The 18693-nt window shown below is 42.4% G+C and carries 19 protein-coding genes and 1 tRNA gene; 14 read left to right on the forward strand and 6 right to left on the reverse strand.

Annotated elements, in window-relative coordinates:
• Positions 1–2 precede the first annotated feature (2 nt).
• From NF859_RS07620 to NF859_RS07640, 5 genes are all read left to right on the forward strand, one after another.
• Positions 3–5243, forward strand: coding sequence for a DNA-directed DNA polymerase II large subunit (locus NF859_RS07620; protein WP_252743698.1), 5241 nt, complete (start codon positions 3–5; stop codon positions 5241–5243).
• A gap of 62 nt (positions 5244–5305) precedes the next feature.
• Positions 5306–5992: a hypothetical protein gene (locus NF859_RS07625; RefSeq protein ID WP_252743767.1), complete on the forward strand. Its 687-nt coding sequence runs from the start codon at positions 5306–5308 to the stop codon at positions 5990–5992.
• Between the two features lie 54 nt (positions 5993–6046).
• A tRNA-Gln gene (locus NF859_RS07630) sits at positions 6047–6122 on the forward strand.
• A 322-nt stretch (positions 6123–6444) separates the two neighbouring features.
• Positions 6445–6993: a hypothetical protein gene (locus NF859_RS07635; protein WP_252743699.1), complete on the forward strand. Its 549-nt coding sequence runs from the start codon at positions 6445–6447 to the stop codon at positions 6991–6993.
• A gap of 58 nt (positions 6994–7051) precedes the next feature.
• Positions 7052–7741 carry an HAD family hydrolase gene (locus NF859_RS07640; protein ID WP_252743700.1) on the forward strand — a complete coding sequence of 230 codons (690 nt, stop codon included), beginning with the start codon at positions 7052–7054 and terminating at the stop codon, positions 7739–7741.
• A 47-nt stretch (positions 7742–7788) separates the two neighbouring features.
• Here NF859_RS07640 and argF read toward each other — a convergent pair whose 3' ends face one another.
• Positions 7789–8736 (reverse strand): ornithine carbamoyltransferase, encoded by a 948-nt coding sequence (gene argF / locus NF859_RS07645; protein WP_252743768.1) that lies wholly within the window; start codon positions 8734–8736, stop codon positions 7789–7791.
• A 190-nt stretch (positions 8737–8926) separates the two neighbouring features.
• Here argF and thyX point away from each other — a divergent pair, with 190 nt between their 5' ends.
• Complete coding sequence (gene thyX, locus NF859_RS07650) at positions 8927–9670, forward strand: FAD-dependent thymidylate synthase (RefSeq protein WP_252743701.1); 744 nt, start codon at positions 8927–8929, stop codon at positions 9668–9670.
• Positions 9671–9778: 108 nt separating this feature from the next.
• Entirely contained in the window at positions 9779–10435 is a 657-nt protein-coding gene (locus NF859_RS07655) for a DUF257 family protein (RefSeq protein ID WP_252743702.1), read from the forward strand.
• On the opposite strand, the gene NF859_RS07660 is transcribed toward NF859_RS07655, so the two are convergent.
• Positions 10432–10917 carry an HIT family protein gene (locus tag NF859_RS07660; protein WP_087037365.1) on the reverse strand — a complete coding sequence of 162 codons (486 nt, stop codon included), beginning with the start codon at positions 10915–10917 and terminating at the stop codon, positions 10432–10434. The genes NF859_RS07655 and NF859_RS07660 overlap by 4 nt on opposite strands.
• A 93-nt stretch (positions 10918–11010) precedes the next feature.
• On the opposite strand from NF859_RS07660, the gene NF859_RS07665 reads away from it, so the two are divergent.
• Entirely contained in the window at positions 11011–12243 is a 1233-nt protein-coding gene (locus NF859_RS07665) for a 2,3-bisphosphoglycerate-independent phosphoglycerate mutase (protein ID WP_252743703.1), read from the forward strand.
• A 15-nt stretch (positions 12244–12258) separates the two neighbouring features.
• Here the strand turns inward: NF859_RS07665 and NF859_RS07670 are convergent, their stop codons facing one another.
• The 4 genes from NF859_RS07670 to NF859_RS07685 form a co-directional block, all read right to left on the reverse strand.
• Positions 12259–12960: a ThiF family adenylyltransferase gene (locus NF859_RS07670; RefSeq protein ID WP_252743704.1), complete on the reverse strand. Its 702-nt coding sequence runs from the start codon at positions 12958–12960 to the stop codon at positions 12259–12261.
• 182 nt (positions 12961–13142) lie between these two features.
• The gene (locus NF859_RS07675) at positions 13143–14102 is read right to left on the reverse strand and encodes an aminotransferase class I/II-fold pyridoxal phosphate-dependent enzyme (protein ID WP_252743705.1); all 960 of its coding nucleotides are present in this window, start codon (positions 14100–14102) and stop codon (positions 13143–13145) included.
• A 1-nt stretch (position 14103) separates the two neighbouring features.
• Entirely contained in the window at positions 14104–14964 is an 861-nt protein-coding gene (cbiB, locus tag NF859_RS07680) for an adenosylcobinamide-phosphate synthase CbiB (RefSeq protein WP_252743706.1), read from the reverse strand.
• A gap of 108 nt (positions 14965–15072) precedes the next feature.
• On the reverse strand, positions 15073–15828 hold the full coding sequence (locus tag NF859_RS07685) for a uracil-DNA glycosylase family protein (RefSeq protein WP_252743707.1): 756 nt from the start codon (positions 15826–15828) through the stop codon (positions 15073–15075).
• 42 nt (positions 15829–15870) lie between these two features.
• Here NF859_RS07685 and NF859_RS07690 point away from each other — a divergent pair, with 42 nt between their 5' ends.
• The 6 genes from NF859_RS07690 to NF859_RS07715 all read left to right on the forward strand — a co-directional run bounded on the left by NF859_RS07690 (position 15871) and on the right by NF859_RS07715 (position 18688).
• Complete coding sequence (locus NF859_RS07690; protein ID WP_252743708.1) at positions 15871–16110, forward strand: hypothetical protein; 240 nt, start codon at positions 15871–15873, stop codon at positions 16108–16110.
• Complete coding sequence (locus tag NF859_RS07695) at positions 16107–16751, forward strand: PAB0415 family putative ATP pyrophosphatase (protein ID WP_252743709.1); 645 nt, start codon at positions 16107–16109, stop codon at positions 16749–16751. Before NF859_RS07690 ends, NF859_RS07695 begins: the two co-directional genes overlap by 4 nt.
• Positions 16744–17178 (forward strand): alpha-ribazole phosphatase CobZ, encoded by a 435-nt coding sequence (gene cobZ / locus NF859_RS07700; RefSeq protein ID WP_252743710.1) that lies wholly within the window; start codon positions 16744–16746, stop codon positions 17176–17178. The genes NF859_RS07695 and cobZ overlap by 8 nt, the downstream gene beginning before the upstream one ends.
• Positions 17179–17361: 183 nt before the next feature.
• Positions 17362–18060 carry an adenosylcobinamide-GDP ribazoletransferase gene (gene cobS, locus NF859_RS07705; protein ID WP_252743711.1) on the forward strand — a complete coding sequence of 233 codons (699 nt, stop codon included), beginning with the start codon at positions 17362–17364 and terminating at the stop codon, positions 18058–18060.
• Positions 18061–18113: 53 nt separating this feature from the next.
• Positions 18114–18308, forward strand: coding sequence for a DUF2281 domain-containing protein (locus NF859_RS07710; RefSeq protein ID WP_252743712.1), 195 nt, complete (start codon positions 18114–18116; stop codon positions 18306–18308).
• The gene (locus tag NF859_RS07715) at positions 18308–18688 is read left to right on the forward strand and encodes a type II toxin-antitoxin system VapC family toxin (RefSeq protein WP_252743713.1); all 381 of its coding nucleotides are present in this window, start codon (positions 18308–18310) and stop codon (positions 18686–18688) included. The genes NF859_RS07710 and NF859_RS07715 overlap by 1 nt, the downstream gene beginning before the upstream one ends.
• Positions 18689–18693: the final 5 nt, after the last annotated feature.

An 18693-nucleotide genomic window follows, 5' to 3' on the forward strand; every position in this document is an offset into this window, starting at 1 on the left:
ATATGGAACTTTACAGCGAGGATATGAAAAAATACTTCGAATCCCTCCAAAGGGAGATTGACAAGGCTTATGAAATAGCCAAACAAGCTAGAGCTCAAGGAAAAGACCCCGTGAGAGACATCGAAGTTCCCCAAGCAACCGATATGGCGGGAAGAGTTGAGAGTCTTGTGGGTCCAAGGGGAGTTGCTGAGAGAATAAGAGAGCTCGTAAAGGAATATGGAAAAGAACTGGCCGCCCTCAAAGTTGTTGATGAAATAATAGAGGGAAAATTCGGAAAGTTTGAGAGCAAAGAGAAGCTTGCCGATCAATCTGTAAGAACCGCCTTGGCAATTCTAACTGAAGGTATTGTCTCCGCTCCGCTCGAAGGAATAGCCGATGTTAAAATAAAGAAAAATTCAGACGGAACTAATTACCTCGCAATTTATTATGCTGGACCAATTAGAAGTAGCGGAGGAACGGCACAGGCTTTGAGTGTTCTTGTTGGAGATTACGTGAGAAGGAAGCTTGGCCTTGATAGGTTTAAGCCAACTGAAGAGCACGTGGAGAGATATGTTGAAGAGGTAGACCTCTACCATAGGGCTGTTACAAGGCTGCAATATCATCCCTCACCAGATGAGGTTCGTTTAGCTGTTAGAAACATCCCGATAGAGATAACTGGAGAAGCAACCGATGACGTGGAGGTAAGCCACAGAAACGTTCCGGGAGTTGAAACAAACCATCTGAGGGGAGGAGCGATCCTAGTTTTGGCAGAAGGAGTTCTTCAAAAGGCAAAGAAGCTTGTAAAGTATATAGACAAAATGGGCATTGAGGGATGGGAATGGCTAAAGGAGTTCGTTGAGGCAAAGGAAAAAGGCGGCAAAGAAGAAGAGAAAGGAAAAGAAGAAAAAGAAGAGAAAACAGAAGAAAAGACCACAGTAAAAGTTGAGAAAGGCTTCTACTACGAGCTTTATGAGAAGTTCAGAGCAAATATAGCCCCAAATCCAAAGTATACAAAAGAGATAATAGGTGGAAGGCCTCTCTTTGCTGAGCCTTCAAGAAATGGTGGCTTCAGGCTTCGCTATGGAAGGAGCAGAGTTAGTGGATTTGCAACGTGGAGCATAAACCCAGCGGTTATGATAATGGTCGATGAATTCTTGGCTGTAGGAACCCAAATGAAGACCGAAAGGCCAGGAAAAGGTGCAATTGTAACTCCAGCAAGCACTATTGAAGGCCCTATTGTAAAGTTAAAAGACGGAAGTGTTGTGAGGGTTGATGACTACTACAAAGCCCTTGAGCTGAAAGACCAAGTCGAGGAGATTCTATATCTCGGAGATGCCCTTATAGCATTTGGAGACTTTGTGGAGAACAATCAAACACTTTTACCTGCCAACTATGTGGAGGAGTGGTGGATTCAGGAGTTTGTGGAGGCAGTAAACAAAGTTTATGAGCTTGACCTCAAGCCCTTCCAAGAAAACGAGCGGGAAATTGTAGAGGAAGCTGCAGATTACCTCGACTTAGACCCAAAATTCCTTGCAAAGCTTCTTCACGATCCGGTAAAGGTAAAGCCTTCAATTGAAGATGCTATACACCTCTCGCGCATTCTCAAGATACCCCTCCACCCATACTACACCCTCTACTGGAATACCTTGGAGGTTGAGGAGCTTATCTCTCTCCAAAACGCCCTTGTAAATGCCAACATAGAGTGGGAAGAGTATAGAGGGTTCAAATACGCAAAGAAAGTTGAAATTCCCCTCCAGTCTCTCGGAAAAGCTAAAAGATATCTGGAGCTTCTTGGGGTCGAGCATAAAGTCTCTGAAGGCTTTGTTATAATTGATTACCCATGGTCCGCCGCGCTACTAACTCCTTTGGCAAATTTAGAGAAGAAAATTGAATTCAAAGAATTCCACACTCCCATAGACCTGATAAACGAGATAAGTGACGTTAAGCTTAGGGATAGGGGAATCAGCTGGATAGGGGCAAGAATGGGAAGACCAGAAAAGGCGAAAGAAAGAAAAATGAAGCCCCCTGTCCATGTTCTTTTCCCGATAGGATTAGCGGGAGGAAGTTCGAGAGATATTTACAAAGCTGCCCAAGAAGGAAAAACGGCGGAAGTCGAGATAGCGCACTTCAAATGCACCAGCTGTGGTCATGTAGATATCTACCCCACATGTCCCAAATGCGGAAGCGAGGCTAAACTACTCTACCACTGTCCCAAATGCGGCTTTGAATCAACAATCGACACAGAATGCCCAAAATGTGGTATAGAAATGAAAGCCTACCGCAAGAGAAGAATAAATCCCTCAGAACTATTAAACAACGCTATGCAAAATGTCGGAGTTTACACCCTTGACAGGCTCAAAGGCGTAATGGGTATGAGCTCCGCCCATAAGATAGCAGAACCCCTTGAAAAGGGAATACTAAGGGCAAGAAACGACGTCTACGTCTTTAAAGATGGTACAATAAGATTCGACGCCACAGATGCTCCGATAACTCACTTCAAACCCAAGGAAATAGGTGTAAGCGTTGAAAAACTGAGGGAGCTCGGCTATACCCATGACTTTGAAGGGAAGCCCCTTGTAAGCGATGAACAAATAGTTGAGCTCAAAGTTCAAGATGTAATCCTTTCAAAAGAGGCTGGAAAATACCTTGTCAGGGTTGCTAAGTTTGTTGATGATTTGCTTGAAAAGTTCTACGGACTGCCGAGGTTCTACAACGTTGAGAAGATGGAAGATTTGATAGGGCATCTCGTGATTGGTTTAGCTCCTCACACTTCTGCTGGGATTATTGGAAGGATTATTGGGTTTGTTGACGCTCTTGTAGGCTATGCTCACCCGTATTATCACGCTGCAAAGAGGAGAAACTGCTTCCCAGGAAACACAAGAATAATGGTACAAATCAACGGAATTCCGCAGAGAATCACTCTGAAGGAGCTATATGAATTATTCGAAGAGGAACATTATGAAAACATGGTCTATGTGAAGAGAAAGCCAAAGGTCGACATTAAAGTGTATTCCTTTGACCCCAAGGAAGGTAAAGTGGTTCTGACAGACATCGAGGATGTTATAAAAGCACCAGCCACCGATCACTTGATTCGCTTTGAGCTTGAGCTGGGAAGAAGCTTTGAGACAACCGTGGATCATCCAGTCCTTGTATACGAGAACGGAAAGTTCGTAGAAAAGAGAGCATTTGAGGTTAAGGAAGGGGACATGATAATTGTACCAAATACTGAACTTCCAGAAAATGAGATTGAATACTTTGACCTTCTTGAGGCATTTGCTACAGAAGATTTCAAGAATTTGTGGGACAAAATAATGGTACGTGGGATTGCAAACTGGCTCTCTTCAATTGGAGCAAAAGCTAAATGGGACTATATAAGACGTGATTCCATTCCATTGGCTGAGTTGATTAAAGTACTCCATGAGAAGGGACTCAAGTTTAAAGATGTTCCAGAATGTTACATCGGGTTTAAACGAGATAAGGTCAAGATAAAACGCTCTATACCAATAAAGTCCCTTATGAGAGTTATTGGCTACTACCTCGCAGAAGGTTACGCGAGAAAAAGTGATAGTGTTTATCAGCTCAGCTTTTCAATTGCTGATAAAGAAGCAAGAGAAGACCTTAAAACAGCACTCAGAGAGGCTTTTGGCGATGGCTTCGGAATATATGAAAGAAAAGAGAAAATTACCGTGAGCTCAAGAGTCTTATACCTCCTCTTTACTGAGGTTCTCAAAGCAGGAAGCAACGCTCACAACAAGCGTGTTCCACCTATTGCATTCACACTTCCAAAAGAAGCTGTGGCAGAGATGCTTAAGGCTTATTTTGAAGGTGATGGAAGTGCTCTAAAAACAGTGCCCCGTGTCGTAGTTTATAGCGTGAACAAGGCTCTCCTTGAGGACATTGAAACTTTATTGATATCCAAATTCAAGATAAGAGGGTATTACACTATTGACGAAAATGCAAACAGAGGGAACACCCGGGCTAGGCTATATTATATTGAACGCGGTACCCAGCCTCCAGTTTCAAAAGTATATGCCCTTAACATCGCCGGTGAACATTACCACAGGTTCTTTGAAGAGATTGGCTTCGTGACTAAACGTAAGAACTTACCGTACCAGCAGTATTCCTCAAAAAAGCCAAAAGATGATAAATACCTTCTTAAAAATGGGTGGGCAGTGAAAGTTAAGCGTATTGAATATCGGAAACCAACTGAGGACTTTGTGTTCTCTCTCAACGCTAAAAAATACCATAACGTGATAATTAATGAAAATATTGTAACACACCAATGTGATGGCGATGAAGATGCTGTTATGCTCCTTCTTGATGCTCTGCTTAACTTCTCCCGCTATTATCTCCCAGAGAAGCGCGGTGGAAAGATGGACGCTCCGCTGGTAGTTACAACTCGCTTAGACCCAAGGGAAGTTGATAGCGAAGTTCACAACATGGATGTTGCTAGATATTATCCATTAGAGTTCTACAGGGCAACTTATGAGCTCAAATCTCCAAAAGAGCTCGTTGGAGTCATTGAAAGGGTAGAAGATCGCCTGGGCAAGCCAGAAATGTACGAGGGATTGAAGTTCACCCACGATACCGACGACATCGCTTTAGGTCCAAAAATGAGCCTCTACAAGCAGTTGGGCGATATGGAAGATAAAGTTAGCAGGCAGTTGGCTCTAGCGGAACGTATTAGAGCGGTAAACGAGCACCACGTCGCCGAGACTATAATAAATTCCCACATAGTGCCAGATTTAAGAGGAAACCTGAGGAGCTTTACAAGGCAGGAGTTTAGGTGTGTGAAATGCAACACCAAATACCGGAGGCCACCCCTAAGCGGAAAATGTCCAAAATGTGGGGGTAAGATAGTGCTCACAGTGTCAAAGGGAGCAATTGAGAAATACCTCCCAACTGCAAAGATGCTGGTTACTCATTATAACGTTATAGATTACACAAGACAGAGGATCTGCCTAACGGAGAAGGACATAAAGGCGCTTTTCCAAAATGTATTCCCAGAGACCCAACGAACCCTCCTTGCTCTTGGAGCGGACATTTGTGAGAGAATGATAGCGGAAAGAACTGGGAAGATCACAAAGAAGAATGGATATCTCGATGAGTTAAAAGAAAACGGGAAACTGAAGAAAGCCGAAAAGAAAGAGAGTAAAAAAGAGAAATCTGCAAAACATGGGAAAAAGGAGGAGAAAGAAGAGACCAAGGCAAAGAAGAAAAAGACCAAAAAGGTCATCAGCTTGGAGGATTTTTTCGGTAGTTAATCAACATAGGATAGACGAACAAAAAAGATAAATACTCCAAGTGCCAATATCTCTTGAGAAAGATGAAATTAGTGCCTAGTGTGGCTTACCTTAGAATCCAGAGGCAGTTTTATGTAGGTTATTCGATGGCATTAGCCGGATGGATAGGGGAGCATCTGATTATTCGTAAGTCTCTTCCAAAGCCTTCTTTTGTTGATAGGGCTTTGAAAAAGCTTGGTTTTTCCCTCGTTGGGGAAGAAATTGGAGAAGACGAGTACTCGTATTTCTTTAAGAGAAAGGACGTAGGAATTTCTGCATTTTTTGAACCATCAAACGACCTGCTGTTTCTTCAGGTGTATCCTCTCAAAAAGAGAATAACCTCTGGTGTGAGCGTAAGGGCACAGTACATAGAGTTCTATGACCAGTTTGTTGTTTCAATTGAGCCTGCACAAAAGCTTCCCCCCGGAATAAGAAGTCTGGGCATTAATCCATTAATCCTTGAGGACTACTACCCAATATCAACCCCCTATTGGGGAATGGTGCACGAGGACTGGGAAAACGACTTAAAGATGCTTGTCATGGTGAATGAGATATTCGAGGAGCTTGAGAGAAATGAATACCGCTGTCCAGTCTGCTTTTCCGAGCTGAGTGTGGAGGACAACTATCTAAAATGCCACACCTGCGGATTTGTATATACAGCTGAAAGCGAGTTCGAGAAGGTAGTATCAAGGTTCTCATTGGGCATTGGAGAGGAAGAGATTATCTTCTAGCTTTTCTCTTGCAGTAAAATTTATAAATGCATCCATAAAGTAGTGATTGGGCGCAGCCCCGTGGTGTAGCGGCCAAGCATGCGGGACTTTGGATCCCGCCACCGGGGTTCGAATCCCCGCGGGGCTACCAAATTCCAGGGCTCCAGACCTTAAACTCTTTTTCCTGAACTCTTCAAAACCCGAATGCTTGTTTATTTGAATAACTTCCAATGTATTGGAAATATCTAGGTTAGGATATTCAACAATATTCCCAGTTTTTTAATATTGATAACAACTACTATTAGAATGTTTTTAATTTTGCATTAGTAATACCAAAAATATTATAGAGAAAAATTTTTAACAAAAAACTGTGATAAAATAAAGGAGGTTGGTTAAGTATGGAAACCTTGATTGAGGCGTTTCTTTTTAATGATACGAAGGAGGTTTTCATATATACCTATCCCAGTAGTCTTATGAAAGAGATTAGGAAAGTAATTAACCTAGGAGATCTCAAGGTGGTTAAGTCGTTTAATTACTTGGATATGGGTTCTATGGTTCTTGTTGGTCCCAAATTGGCAGCTAGCATAAAAAGTACTCATTTTGAAAAAGCTCAGTCAATGAAGTTAAAGGAAGAGATTTTTAGGCATCTAAACGGAGAGTCTTGTAGAGTTTTGGTAATGGCCGGAAAAATATCACCTTACACATATGCACTTGAAATGGCAAAAGACTATTTCATGGAAGTTATCCTGAAGAATGGTTCTTATTCAATACTCCTAGGTTTGCAAAAAAGGAGGGCAAACAATCTCGAGGATACACTTCTTGAAGCATTCCCACTTAAAATACTGGAGAAGGTATTTAACTGGGAACTCAAGTCAATTGAGGTTAGTACAGAAAAAATACGTATTTTCGGAAATGATGTCGTTTCAAAAGAGAAAAAGGTTGATCTAACATTGGAACCAGGCATATGGCTCATTGGTCTCTCAGATGTCTTTAAAGACTATGTAACCTACTTCTCTCCTTAGGCTTCTGAACTCAAAAAACTTAAGAAATTTTATTTTTCATTATTTTTTTGGTGATTGAATGGTTAGGTTAACCTCCTTTGATGTATGGAATACCCTTTTAGATATTACTGTGATGATCAAGGCCCTTGGAAAGGCCCTTTCAGAGCTGCTTAATCTCTCAGAAGAAGAAGTCATGAAGAGAATCCTCGAAACAAGAGAGGAAATCAAGAACATTAGAAAATCTCAAAGCGGCAGTCCTGAGAAAGCTCTGGAGGAGAGCCAGGAACTCCTTGCAAAGGCATTGGATGTTGATGTTGAAATAGTGAAGAGGGCGGCTGCAAAGGCTACTTTAACCATTGATGAAAGCATACTCCTCCCAGGAGTTAAGGAGACCCTCAAAGAGCTTCACAAGAAGTACATAATCACAACAACGGGCAACGTTATGTTCTGGCCCTCAGCATATACGAGGCTCATCCTAGAAAAGTTTGGGCTGGCTGATTACATAACCAAGCAGTTCTATTCTGATGAAATCAAAGCCTACAAGCCCATGAGGGAGGCGTTCTTAGCGCCGCTGAAGTATTTTAACGTCTCCCCAGAAGAGGCACTCCACATCGGTGACACGAAGGCTGAAGACTTTGAGGGAGCCTTAAAAGTCGGAATGTATGCATGCTGGATAAATCCAGAAGCAGAAAGAGTCGAGAGAATCCACGAGAGAGGCTTTGTTGTTAAAAGCGTAAAAGACCTTTTGGAAGTGCTTTCCCAGATTTGATTTTCCAAATTTTTAATACTATCAAAACAGAAAAGTAGAAAAAGGGCTCAAACCTTTATACCGCCCATTATAAGAGCCATGGCTGCCTTTTGAGCATGTAACCTGTTCTCCGCTTGATCCCATACAACGCTGTTTGGTGAGTCTATAACGTCGTCGGTGACTTCCTCTCCCCTGTGAGCTGGGAGGCAGTGCATGAAGATGTAGTCCTTCTTTGCGTGCTTGACGAGCTCTTTGTTAACCTGGAATGGCATGAAGATCTTTCTCCTCTGCTCTGCCTCCGCCTCTTGTCCCATTGAAGCCCAGACGTCGGTGTAGATTACATCGGCATCTTTAACAGCTTTAACCGGATCGTGGAGGAGCTCAAAACTTCCACCGCTTTCGGCAGCATTCTGCTCTGCCCACTTTATAACCTTTGGATCGGGTTCGTAGCCTTCGGGAGTAGCAACAACAACGTTTGCACCTAGTTTTGTTCCGGCTATCATTAGGGAGTGTGCGACGTTGTTTCCATCGCCGACGTAAACAACCTTAAGCCCTTCAATTCTTCCCTTCTTTTCCTTTATGGTCATGTAGTCTGCTAAAGCCTGGCATGGGTGTGAGAAGTCGCTTAAACCGTTTATGACCGGAACGCTTGCATACTTTGCCAAATCCTCAACGTCCTTGTGGTCAAAAACTCTAGCCATTATACCATCAACATACCTGCTCAAAACTCTTGCTGTGTCCGCTATCGTTTCTCCCCTTCTCAACTGCAAATCTTGGGCGTTTAGATATAGCCCATACCCACCAAGCTGATAGATTCCAACCTCAAAGCTTATTCTTGTTCTCGTGGAGGGCTTTTGGAAAATCATGGCTAAAGTCTTGCCCTCAAGAACGCGGTGTGGCTTCCCAATTTTGTTCCAGATCTTCATCATTTCAGCTGTTTTAAGAATTGTCTCGATTTCTTCTCTTGTAAAATCCTGAAGGCAGAGGATATCTCTTCCGGCTAAACTCACTACCATGTGCATCACCGTCTAAAGCTTGGCATTTTCTTTAATAACTATTTCGTCGTTAAAAAATATCCGGCGGCGAAAATTTTCAAAAAATTTCTGAAAACTAATGGATAAATGTAAACCAACACAAACTAATATCTTGCTGAAGTTTTCAACAAGGCTAATAAGGGAAGCTCTCCTTTTATTGCCGGTGTGTGTGATGGAAGGCTTAAAGGTCAAACTAGTAAACTACACTCCAAAACCCCTTGAAACAGTGACTTGGGCTGCGTTGATAAGCTATTGGGATGAGTGGGAAAGCGAAGCCTTCGAAAGAACAACTATGGAAGATGTTAAGAAGCATTTGCCGAAGGTTTTGGGCTATGGGCATGAGTCGATTTTGGAGCATGCTGTTTTTACCTTTGCAATTGAAGGATGCTCAAGAATCTGTAGTCACCAGCTCGTAAGACACAGGCTGGCAAGCTATACCCAACAGTCAATGCGCTACATCAAAATAAATCTCCAGGATGTTGAAGAAACTTTTGTTATCCCAGAGGGCATTAAAGAGAATCCAGAGCTATATGAAAAGTGGAAAAAGTTGATGAAAGAGGCGATAGAGCTTTATGAAGAGACCTATGCCAAGGGAATACATCAGGAGGATGCTCGCTTCATTTTGCCACAGGCAGTGAGAACCAAAATCGTGGTCACAATGAACTTAAGGGAGCTTAAGCATTTTCTGGGTTTTAGAGCGTGTGAAAGGGCACAGTGGGAGATAAGAGAAGTTGCGTGGAAAATGCTCGAGGAGATAGCCAAGAGAGAAGAGCTGAAACCGATAATAAAATGGGCAAAGCTCGGGCCGAGGTGCATAGCCTTAGGCTACTGTCCAGAGAGAGAACTAATGCCACCTGGGTGCCTGAAGATGACGAAAGAAAAGTGGAAAAGGCTTTTTGATGAGTCGGAGCAGTAGACGATGGAATCCTTATTCCACTACTTCTTTGAATTTAAGCATCAAAAAACCGAATGTTTCAAAACTTTTAAGTAGTTTTCCGCGTACTATAACTATGGTGAGGTATAAATGCAGATAATTGATCTCTTATCACACATAAAACCTGGCGAGACCGTTGTTGTGGAGCATGACTCTACAGCTGTTCCTTCCTATGTTCTCTACATCCTCATAAAGGATGCCCTCAATGAAGGAAAGAGAGTGCTCATTGACGACTTCATGGACACCCTTCACATATACAAGACCCAGCTGGAGCTAGCTGGGGTTGATGTTTCAATCTTTGATGAGATTCCAGTCATAAAGATAGGGGGAATTGCTGAGGTAGGCAAAATAGTGGGAATAATAAGCCCGCGTGGAGGAACCATAATCAGGAAGGAGTACGAAAGAATATACACGGGGGTTGTTTCCGAAGAGGAAACCACAATAAACCCGGTGCTCGGGCTTGAAAAAGTGCTCCTGCTTTCAGAGGATAAGTTCGACCTCATGGCAACTCTCGCCGAAATATACCTACGTCTTGGAGATAAGAGAAGAATAGCCATCTACTTCATAAACAGGGATGTTCTAAAGAACGTTCACCCTGTGGCACTACCAATTATCGAGTTTATGGCCACGACTCTCATTGAAGTGGAGAAAAAGGGAAGGGTGTACACCCTGGAGGTTCTCAAGTCTATAACACCCGAGATAGATGGAAAGACCTTCAACTACGACCTTGACAGGCTTGAAGGCTAAATGAGCTCTTCTAATGCCTTTTTCAATTCCTTGTATGCCTCTTCGAGGGACTCTGGAATAACTTTCGTGTCCGCTATTACAGGCATAAAGTTAGTATCTCCATTCCACCTCGGCACGATGTGAAGGTGAACGTGGTCGTCTATGCCAGCCCCCGCTACTCTTCCAAGATTCACTCCCATATTAAACCCGTCTGGATTCATAGCTTTCTTTAAAGCCTTTATCATTAGTTGAGAAAGCTTCATAATATCTAAAAGTTCCTCATCGGTGAGATCTTCCCATTTTCCAACATGTCTGTAAGGAGCGATCATCACATGCCCAGGATTATAGGGATAGTTGTTCATGATAACGAATGCATGCTTACCTCTGTAAAGGATTAATCTCTCTTCATCGCGGTTTTCTTTGGGGAAATCACAAAATATGCAGCCGTTGTGCTTTGGGGAACGAATGTACTCGATGCGCCACGGTGCCCAGAGTATCTTCACGCTCTCACCTCAATTGGGAGAAAACATTGATATTAAAAAGGTTTCTCATAAAGTTTTTAATTCTCTCTCTGTATTCACCCTAGGTGGTAGGATATGAAAAGAAAAGGCATTCTCATAATTCTCGATGGACTTGGAGACAGACCCGTAAAAGAACTTGATGGGAAAACTCCTCTTGAGTACGCAAAAACTCCAAACATGGATAAGCTCGCAAAGATCGGAATTCTCGGGCAGCAAGACCCCATAGCCCCGGGTAAACCTGCGGGAAGCGACACAGCGCATCTGGCAATCTTCGGTTATGATCCATATCAAACCTACAGAGGAAGGGGCTTCTTTGAAGCCCTAGGGGTGGGATTAGACCTAGATGAGGACGACTTGGCATTTAGAGTTAACTTTGCCACAATCGAGAACGGAATAATAACCGACAGGAGAGCTGGAAGAATAAGCACGGAAGAGGCTCATGAGCTTGCAAAGGCAATTCAGGAGAACGTTAAAATACCAGTAGAGTTCGTATTTGTCGGAGCAACAGGTCACAGAGCGGTTCTCGTGCTCAAAGGCATGGCCAAGGGATACAAGGTTGGAGAAAACGACCCTCATGAAGCTGGAAAGCCACCACACAAATTTGAGTATGCCGATGAGGATAGCAAAAAAGTTGCGGAAATTTTAGAAGAATTTGTGCAGAAAGCGCATGAAGTTCTTGAGAAGCACCCGATAAACGAAAAGCGCAGAAAGGAAGGTAAGCCAGTGGCAAATTATCTCCTTATTCGCGGTGCTGGAACCTATCCAAACATCCCAATGAAGTTCACCGAGGAGTGGAAGGTAAAGGCTGCTGCCGTTGTTGCAACTGCCTTAGTTAAAGGTGTTGCAAGGGCTATAGGCTTCGACGTTTACACTCCCGAAGGAGCCACGGGTGAGTACAACACCGACCCAATGGCCAAGGCAAAGAAAGTCGTTGAGCTCCTAAATGACTACGACTTTGTGTTCCTCCACTTTAAACCAACCGATGCAGCTGGGCACGATAACAACCCCATGAAAAAGGTGGAAATGATTGAAAAAGCCGATGAGATGATAGGATACATAATTGACAACATAGACTTTGAAAATACGGTAATAGCAATCACTGGAGACCACTCAACCCCATGTGAAGTCAAAAACCACAGCGGTGATCCGGTTCCGTTGCTCATAGCCGGTGGAGGAGTTAGAGCAGATTACACAGAGAGCTTTGGCGAAAGAGAGTGCATGCGCGGAGGAATAGGAAGGGTCAGAGGAAAATACATAGTGCCAATGATGATGGACTTAATGGGGAGAACTGAAAAGTTTGGAGCTTAGCTTCCTTTCCTTACCTTATTTAAGATCTATTGTCTCAAATGAATCCGTTGTTAAGTCTACAATAAGCAACTTATTGGTTAGGCACTCTCCACAATGAGTTATGATCTTTACGACCTCCGCTGCTTCTATGGTACCGATAATCCCTGCAAGTGGACCGAACATTGGTGTTTTTTCCATCTTTGCTTCATCAAGCCCTGAAAATAGCTCCTCTAAATTCTGGGTTTTTCCTGGAATGATGGTAGTAACCTCTCCGTAAAGCCCCTTGATGCCACCGTGTACTAGGGGGATTTTTGCTTTTTGACAGTATTTATCTATGATATATCGAGTGTGAAAATTGTCTAAGCAGTCAACAACCACATCAACTCCCTCTAGCACTTCTGCTACATTTTCTTCTGATAATTTTTCCTCAAAGACCTCTACTTTTATGGTTGGATTAAATCGTTCAAGTTTCCATTTTGCAGAATTCACTTTGGAATTCTTTCCAACATCTTCTTCCCAATGGAGTATTTGACGATCCAAATTGCTAAGTTCAGGTTTTTCGTAATCGATGAGAAGAAGGGTTCCCACACCAGCACCGGCTAAATAGTACGCCACAGGGCACCCTAATCCTCCAAGACCCACAACAGCAACCTTTGCAGATTTGAGCTTTTCTTGGTTCTCAATTCCATACAATTTGATCTCCCTATCCTGTCTTTTGATCTCATGATCTGTGAGCATAAAACCACCCCCATATCTTTGGCCTGATTACTAACTTTTTTGATATATAAAAACAATAAACTTGATTTACATCAATTATTTTTGTTTATGGTCTCATAGTATATAAAATATTGCTTCGTCATTTGTAAGCATGTTCACCACTGTGCTAAAAACCCTAGAAAATAAAAGGTCAAATATAATACTCAGATATTCCTAAGAGCCTCTATTAGTTTGTCATTTTCCTCTTTTTTTCGAATGCTGAATCTTATGTAGCCAGGCAATCCAAAACTTGAGCAGTCTCTAACGAGTATTCTCTTCTCCACAAGCTTCTCAACCGTGGTTTTTGCATCTCCAACGTATTTGATGAAGAAGTTTGCATCGCTTTTTACGTTTAATTCACGTTCTACTCGCTCTTTTTCTTTCCAGATTAGTGGCATTGTTCGTTTTAAGTGTTCAAATTCATCCGCTATGACAAACTCTAAAAACGCATAGCCAAGGGACCCAATGCTCCAAGGCATTCTTACACTTTTGAAGGCCTCCTCAAACCCAACAACATAGCCAACTCTAACCCCCGGCAAGCCATAGCTCTTTGTAAATGTTCTCAGCTTTACTATGTTTTCACTTTCGGGACTTTCTGCATCTTTCACGAAATCTATAAAAGCCTCATCTAGAACGAGAAGTGAATTTTCATCCTCCACTGCTTGGATTAAGGGTTTAAGCTCTTTCACCCCATAGAATTTCCCATCAGGGTTGTTGGGATTGCAGAAGAAGATAATACTACCTTTATCAACTTTCTCAGCCATTGTTCTTGGATCATTTGGAGTCTTTATGATCTCAGCCCCAAAAATTTTTGCAATTCTCTCGTATTCTCCGTAGGTGTGCTCTGGAATGATCACTTTTCTTTTTTCTTTCATTGCGAGGATGCCAACTAGATATAAAGCTTCGGTTATTCCAGCCGTGACCGTTAATGGTTCCCCCACAATGTTCGAAAGTTCTTCTTCAAGCCCTTCCCAGTAGAGGTAGCGATTGCTTAGGGCTTTAGCACGCTCAACCATCTCATCTATCCATTCTGGAAGATAGGGGTTCAATGAGGCTGAAAAGTCCAACAATCCCTCCCTTCTAGCGCCTCCATGCTGAGCGTTAAATTTAACAGGCTTAAGCATTCTACCACCTCCACATAACCAAAGCAGATATAAGTATCCATTCACCCACAACAATCCAGTAGATTCTAAGAGCTCGTTTTATATCCTCAAGTTCTGGTGCTTTGCCATCAAAATGGTATGCCCCGTATTTCTCAAGCCAGACTCCTAAAACGGCGCTCATTGCCGCAATCGGTTTATCCCCATTTATTTTGAATTTGGCCTTTTTATAATGAGACACTACTTTTCTAGGGCCGAAAGGAAGAAACAAAAGAACGGTAAAACGTGCAGGAATAAAGTTTACAAGGTCGTCCATTCTAGCCGCAAACTTTCCAAAAAACTCGTATCTCTCATTCCTATATCCAATCATGGCATCGAGAGTGTTTATGGCTCTATACACCAATGCCCCGCTTAACCCAAAGAGGAGAAAATAGAAAATTGGAGCAACCACACTATCCACGATGTTCTCGGCGAGGCTTTCGATTGCTGCTGAGTTAAGATGATACCTATCTAGGCTTTTCACATCTCTGCTCACAATCAAACCAACGTACTTTCGCTGTTCTTCGATGTCTTCCCTTATGGTGTTCTTTACATGCCAGGCAAGGCTTTTTATAGCAAAGGAGGTCTTTAAAAGGTAAGCACCCAAGGCAATGCTAAGCCATCTAGGCAAAAAGTACGGAAGTTTTGAAAGGAAAAAGGCAAAGCCAATCACAGCCATCGCCCCTAAAGACCCTATAACAAGGTCTAGAGCTGGGCTTCTCCTTCTGTAGTGTTTATCAAAAAATTCAATGAGCTTGCCAAACCACACTACAGGGTGAATTAAGGCGGGTGGTTCTCCTATCACCAAATCCAACACCAACGCAAGGAGAAAGATTATCGGCTTCATTTCGGCATCAACAGTGTTGGATATTTTATCCTTTTAACTCTTTCCGGAGCTCAATTTAGGGAGAACTAGAATTATCAAAAAACTTTGATGGCAATATTTTGCCACGTTTCAAAATACTCTGCCATGAATTGAGACAAATGCCTTTCTTATTTCTTCATACTCTTCAAGAATCTCCTCGTTTGGTTCTTTTATTCCTCTCCTAACGTACCAGGCTGGATGTTTAAGGTAAATTGCATCAAGGCCAAGCTTTTTCAGGGCTTTCTGAGCGGTTCTGCCGACGGCAAAAATGGCTTTAGGCTTGAGGATATCGAGCTCCCTCTCCAAAAGCCCTAGCTCCTTTTCCCCAAATCCTTTCAGCTTGTTTTCCGGAGGATTGCACTTAACAACATTGGTGATGTACACAAAATCCGGGTTTATGCCGAGGGAGAAAAGCGTTTTCCTAAGAAGCATTCCCGAGGCATCTCTGTAGAAGCATATTCCCGTTAATCCGCACCCTTTTCTACCCGGCGCTTCACCTACCAAGGCAATTTTTGAACCAACCCATCCGTTTGCAAAGGGTAAGCCCTCAAAGGCTTTTATTTTCATCTGGTATTCATAGTTTCCTCTACTGCAGAACCTCAAGGGAGATCTAAGGAATTCATGATAGAGTTTCACAAGCTCGTGGGCCTTTTTCTCATCCTTCTCATCTTTGACCAGAAACCTTTCCTTCGGGTTGTAGAGGGTTTTAGCATAAACCCCATAGGTTTTTTCATCCAGAGAAAGAAGGTCTCTCCACGTCTTTAAGAATAGCGGCATAGTTTTGAAGTTTTTTGGATTTATATAAACTTCGCCAATCCTTTTAAGGCTCTCAAACCTCAGCAGCATAAAGGATAAAATGTCCAATGGATTTATAATTTTGGTGGTGGCATGGAGACAAAATTTTGTGAGGGAATAATTGTAAAAGGAAAAAGCCCACAGGAAAGCTACGCCCTCCACTTCTGGAAGGCTCCATGGAAAAAGGGATTTGAAGGGGCAATTAGCGGGACTGTAAAAGCTTATCCCTGGCTCTGCCTTAACTGTGGTGCAATAATTCCTTACGTGGAGGAGGCAGAGCTTCAAAAAGTCAAAGAGGAATACGAAGAGGCAAAGCTGGAGGGAAGGCTTTGAGGAGTGTAGCTTTTTTCTCAGGTGGAAAGGATGGATTATACGCTCTTTACCTTGCCGAAAAAAGAGGTATCAAAGTTCCCTATTTACTTGCTCTCAAGACTTCAATTGGACTATCTCCCCACTGGGAAAATTTTGATGCCCTTAAGATCATTGCAAATGCCATGGGGAAAACTCTCCTTACCTTTGACATGGCAGAAGGAGGAGATTCTTTAGCCAGATTCATAGCATCCCTTGAAGTTGATTATCTCATAGCAGGGGACATATTCCTAGAAGAACACCTAAAGTGGATGGAGTGGCTTGCTGAAAAAGCCGGTGTTAAAAGCTTAGAACCCCTGTGGGGACGAAATACGCTTGAGCTAGCCGAAGAGATTCTTAATGCTGGCTTTGAATATGCAATAATTGCAGTAAATAAGGAAAAACTTGGAAAAGACTGGTTAGGATATAAGTTTTCCTCCCTGGAAGATTTAGATGTATTCTTAGACAAGAACCCCGCCGTAGATCCGCTCGGTGAAAGGGGAGAGTTCCACACGGTAACACTCTCCGGCCCACTCTTTAGGGAGCGTTTTAAGCTTGAAAAGCTTTCCATTGAGAAAAGCGAAAAGTATTGGTGGTTAAGGTTTAAGGTGATGAGGGATGATTGAAAAGCTTAATTCCAAGGGAATAACCCTTGAAAAAATGCTCGATACCGCTCTGGAGCTCTACATCGGGGAAGAGAGAGAAAAGGTCAAAGAAAAACTCAAGGAAATCATGCACCACTATCTAAACGATATAAATATCCAAGCACTTTTGACAGCTGCTCTGCTCTTGGAGGAGAGCTTTGAAGTTGAAGGTGATCCCGTAAACCTAGTTGCCGATGAGCTCATCGGGATTAACATAGCTGAATATATTGGGGGCAAGATGGCACTCTTCAACTTCTTTTACTATGACACAAAAAAGCCCGGGATTTTAAAGGAGCTCCATCCTTTCCTGGACGATGCCATAGGAGGATTCATTGCCGGATGCATGACAAAAGTTTTCGAGCTCACTTCATCCGGGACTCCCAACGAAGGAAGAGAAAGAGGAATATAAAGAAGATCGTGATGTAGTAACTCACGGCAAAAGGGAGTATACCCAGCAACCCGAGAGTATATAAGAAGGTCAAAATCAAAACCAAGACAAGCAATTTTCGATAGCGTTCCTTTTTCATGGATGGCACTTAGAGGCAGACTTTTTAAGCTTTCTTGCAATTGGATTAATTAGCCAGGTGGTTGCATGAGAAACATCATCCCCTTCATGACAAGAATCCCAATAAGGGGAGACTTCGAAAAAGCCAGGAATGAGATATGGACCTTTCCTCTGCTTGCTACCCTTACTTCCTCTCTGCCCACCCTGATTTTATACCTTGACCTTCCTATGAAAAACATCTTAGCAATTCTCTCGCTTTACTCCACAATAGGCCTACTCCACTTGGACGGGCTAGCCGATTGGGCCGATGGAATTATGGTTAAAGGAGACAGAGAAAGGAAAATTAAAGCCATGAAAGATCTAAACACGGGTATAGCTGGAATTTTTGCTGTTGTAATGGTACTTTTTGTTCAGATATACTCTCTAAACTATCTCCCATTTTATGCAATATTTCTAGCTGAGCTGAACTCAAAGTATGCAATGCTCCTTGCTTTAGCCACCAAAAAACCACTTGGATCAGGATTAGGATGGTATTTTATGGAAAAGATGAACAAAAGGCAATTGGCTGTTGGCACCTTGTTATACTCGATCCTCATCTTCCCTATAGGATTTTATAACCCAAAGGCCATTTTTTCAGTTGTTGGACTTTTGGTTAGTGCATACGTCATGAAGGTTAGTATAGACAATTTCGGAGGTTTAAATGGGGACTGCATTGGAGCAATAGCGGAGATAACAAGAGCCGGAACACTTTTACTTATGGCTTTTGTATTTATGCTATTGGAATGAAGCTGACGCATAAGTTTAAAAGTTTTCTGAACCAAATTCTATTCGGTGAGAATATGCAAGAGATCGAGAAGGTTCTCTCCAAACTTCCTCCCGAGCTTAAAAAGGAGGTTTTTGATTATGCAGAGTTCCTTCTTAAAAAATATCGGGAGAAAAAAAGAAAGGGATTCACGTTTTCATGGGAAGGCAAAGTTAAGTCGGAGTTTTCCTCAGTTGAACTTCAACACAAGGCTTTGGAGTGGAGGACCTGATGTTTCTTGTGGATACAAATATTTTCTTGGAGATCCTTCTTGGTCAAAAGAAGAAAGAGGAGGCAAAGAAATTTCTTTCTGAGAATATTGATAGACTTTATATGACAGATTTTTCTCTGCACTCAATTGGAGTGATACTTTTCAAATTAAGAAAACCAGAAGTTTTTGAAGAATTCATAGAAGATGTTCTTCCAAATGTGGAGATTCTCTCTTTACCAGTAGAGAGCTATCCAGAACTCATTAGGATACATAAGACCCTCAATCTTGATTTCGACGATGCCTACCAGTGTGCTGTTGCAAACGTTTTTGATCTTACAGTAGTCACTATGGACGCGGATTTCACAAAAGCTTTGAATTATGTAAAAATCCTCTTTTTGTGATAGCA

Source organism: Thermococcus alcaliphilus, assembly GCF_024054535.1.
In the GTDB taxonomy this organism is placed as follows: Archaea; Methanobacteriota_B; Thermococci; order Thermococcales; family Thermococcaceae; genus Thermococcus_A; species Thermococcus_A alcaliphilus.

Excerpts from the sequence above, each read along its gene's own strand:
- NF859_RS07715 (WP_252743713.1), top strand. The coding sequence starts at position 18,308 with ATGTTTCTTGTGGATACAAATATTTTCTTGGAGATCCTTCTTGGTCAA.
- cobZ (WP_252743710.1), top strand. The coding sequence starts at position 16,744 with ATGATTGAAAAGCTTAATTCCAAGGGAATAACCCTTGAAAAAATGCTC.
- NF859_RS07685 (WP_252743707.1), bottom strand. The coding sequence starts at position 15,828 with ATGCTGCTGAGGTTTGAGAGCCTTAAAAGGATTGGCGAAGTTTATATA.
- NF859_RS07640 (WP_252743700.1), top strand. The coding sequence starts at position 7,052 with ATGGTTAGGTTAACCTCCTTTGATGTATGGAATACCCTTTTAGATATT.
- NF859_RS07690 (WP_252743708.1), top strand. The coding sequence starts at position 15,871 with ATGGAGACAAAATTTTGTGAGGGAATAATTGTAAAAGGAAAAAGCCCA.
- cbiB (WP_252743706.1), bottom strand. The coding sequence starts at position 14,964 with ATGAAGCCGATAATCTTTCTCCTTGCGTTGGTGTTGGATTTGGTGATA.
- NF859_RS07635 (WP_252743699.1), top strand. The coding sequence starts at position 6,445 with ATGAAAGAGATTAGGAAAGTAATTAACCTAGGAGATCTCAAGGTGGTT.
- NF859_RS07675 (WP_252743705.1), bottom strand. The coding sequence starts at position 14,102 with ATGCTTAAGCCTGTTAAATTTAACGCTCAGCATGGAGGCGCTAGAAGG.
- thyX (WP_252743701.1), top strand. The coding sequence starts at position 8,927 with ATGGAAGGCTTAAAGGTCAAACTAGTAAACTACACTCCAAAACCCCTT.
- NF859_RS07665 (WP_252743703.1), top strand. The coding sequence starts at position 11,011 with ATGAAAAGAAAAGGCATTCTCATAATTCTCGATGGACTTGGAGACAGA.
- NF859_RS07620 (WP_252743698.1), top strand. The coding sequence starts at position 3 with ATGGAACTTTACAGCGAGGATATGAAAAAATACTTCGAATCCCTCCAA.
- NF859_RS07625 (WP_252743767.1), top strand. The coding sequence starts at position 5,306 with ATGAAATTAGTGCCTAGTGTGGCTTACCTTAGAATCCAGAGGCAGTTT.
- NF859_RS07710 (WP_252743712.1), top strand. The coding sequence starts at position 18,114 with ATGCAAGAGATCGAGAAGGTTCTCTCCAAACTTCCTCCCGAGCTTAAA.
- NF859_RS07670 (WP_252743704.1), bottom strand. The coding sequence starts at position 12,960 with ATGCTCACAGATCATGAGATCAAAAGACAGGATAGGGAGATCAAATTG.
- argF (WP_252743768.1), bottom strand. The coding sequence starts at position 8,736 with ATGGTAGTGAGTTTAGCCGGAAGAGATATCCTCTGCCTTCAGGATTTT.
- NF859_RS07655 (WP_252743702.1), top strand. The coding sequence starts at position 9,779 with ATGCAGATAATTGATCTCTTATCACACATAAAACCTGGCGAGACCGTT.
- cobS (WP_252743711.1), top strand. The coding sequence starts at position 17,362 with ATGAGAAACATCATCCCCTTCATGACAAGAATCCCAATAAGGGGAGAC.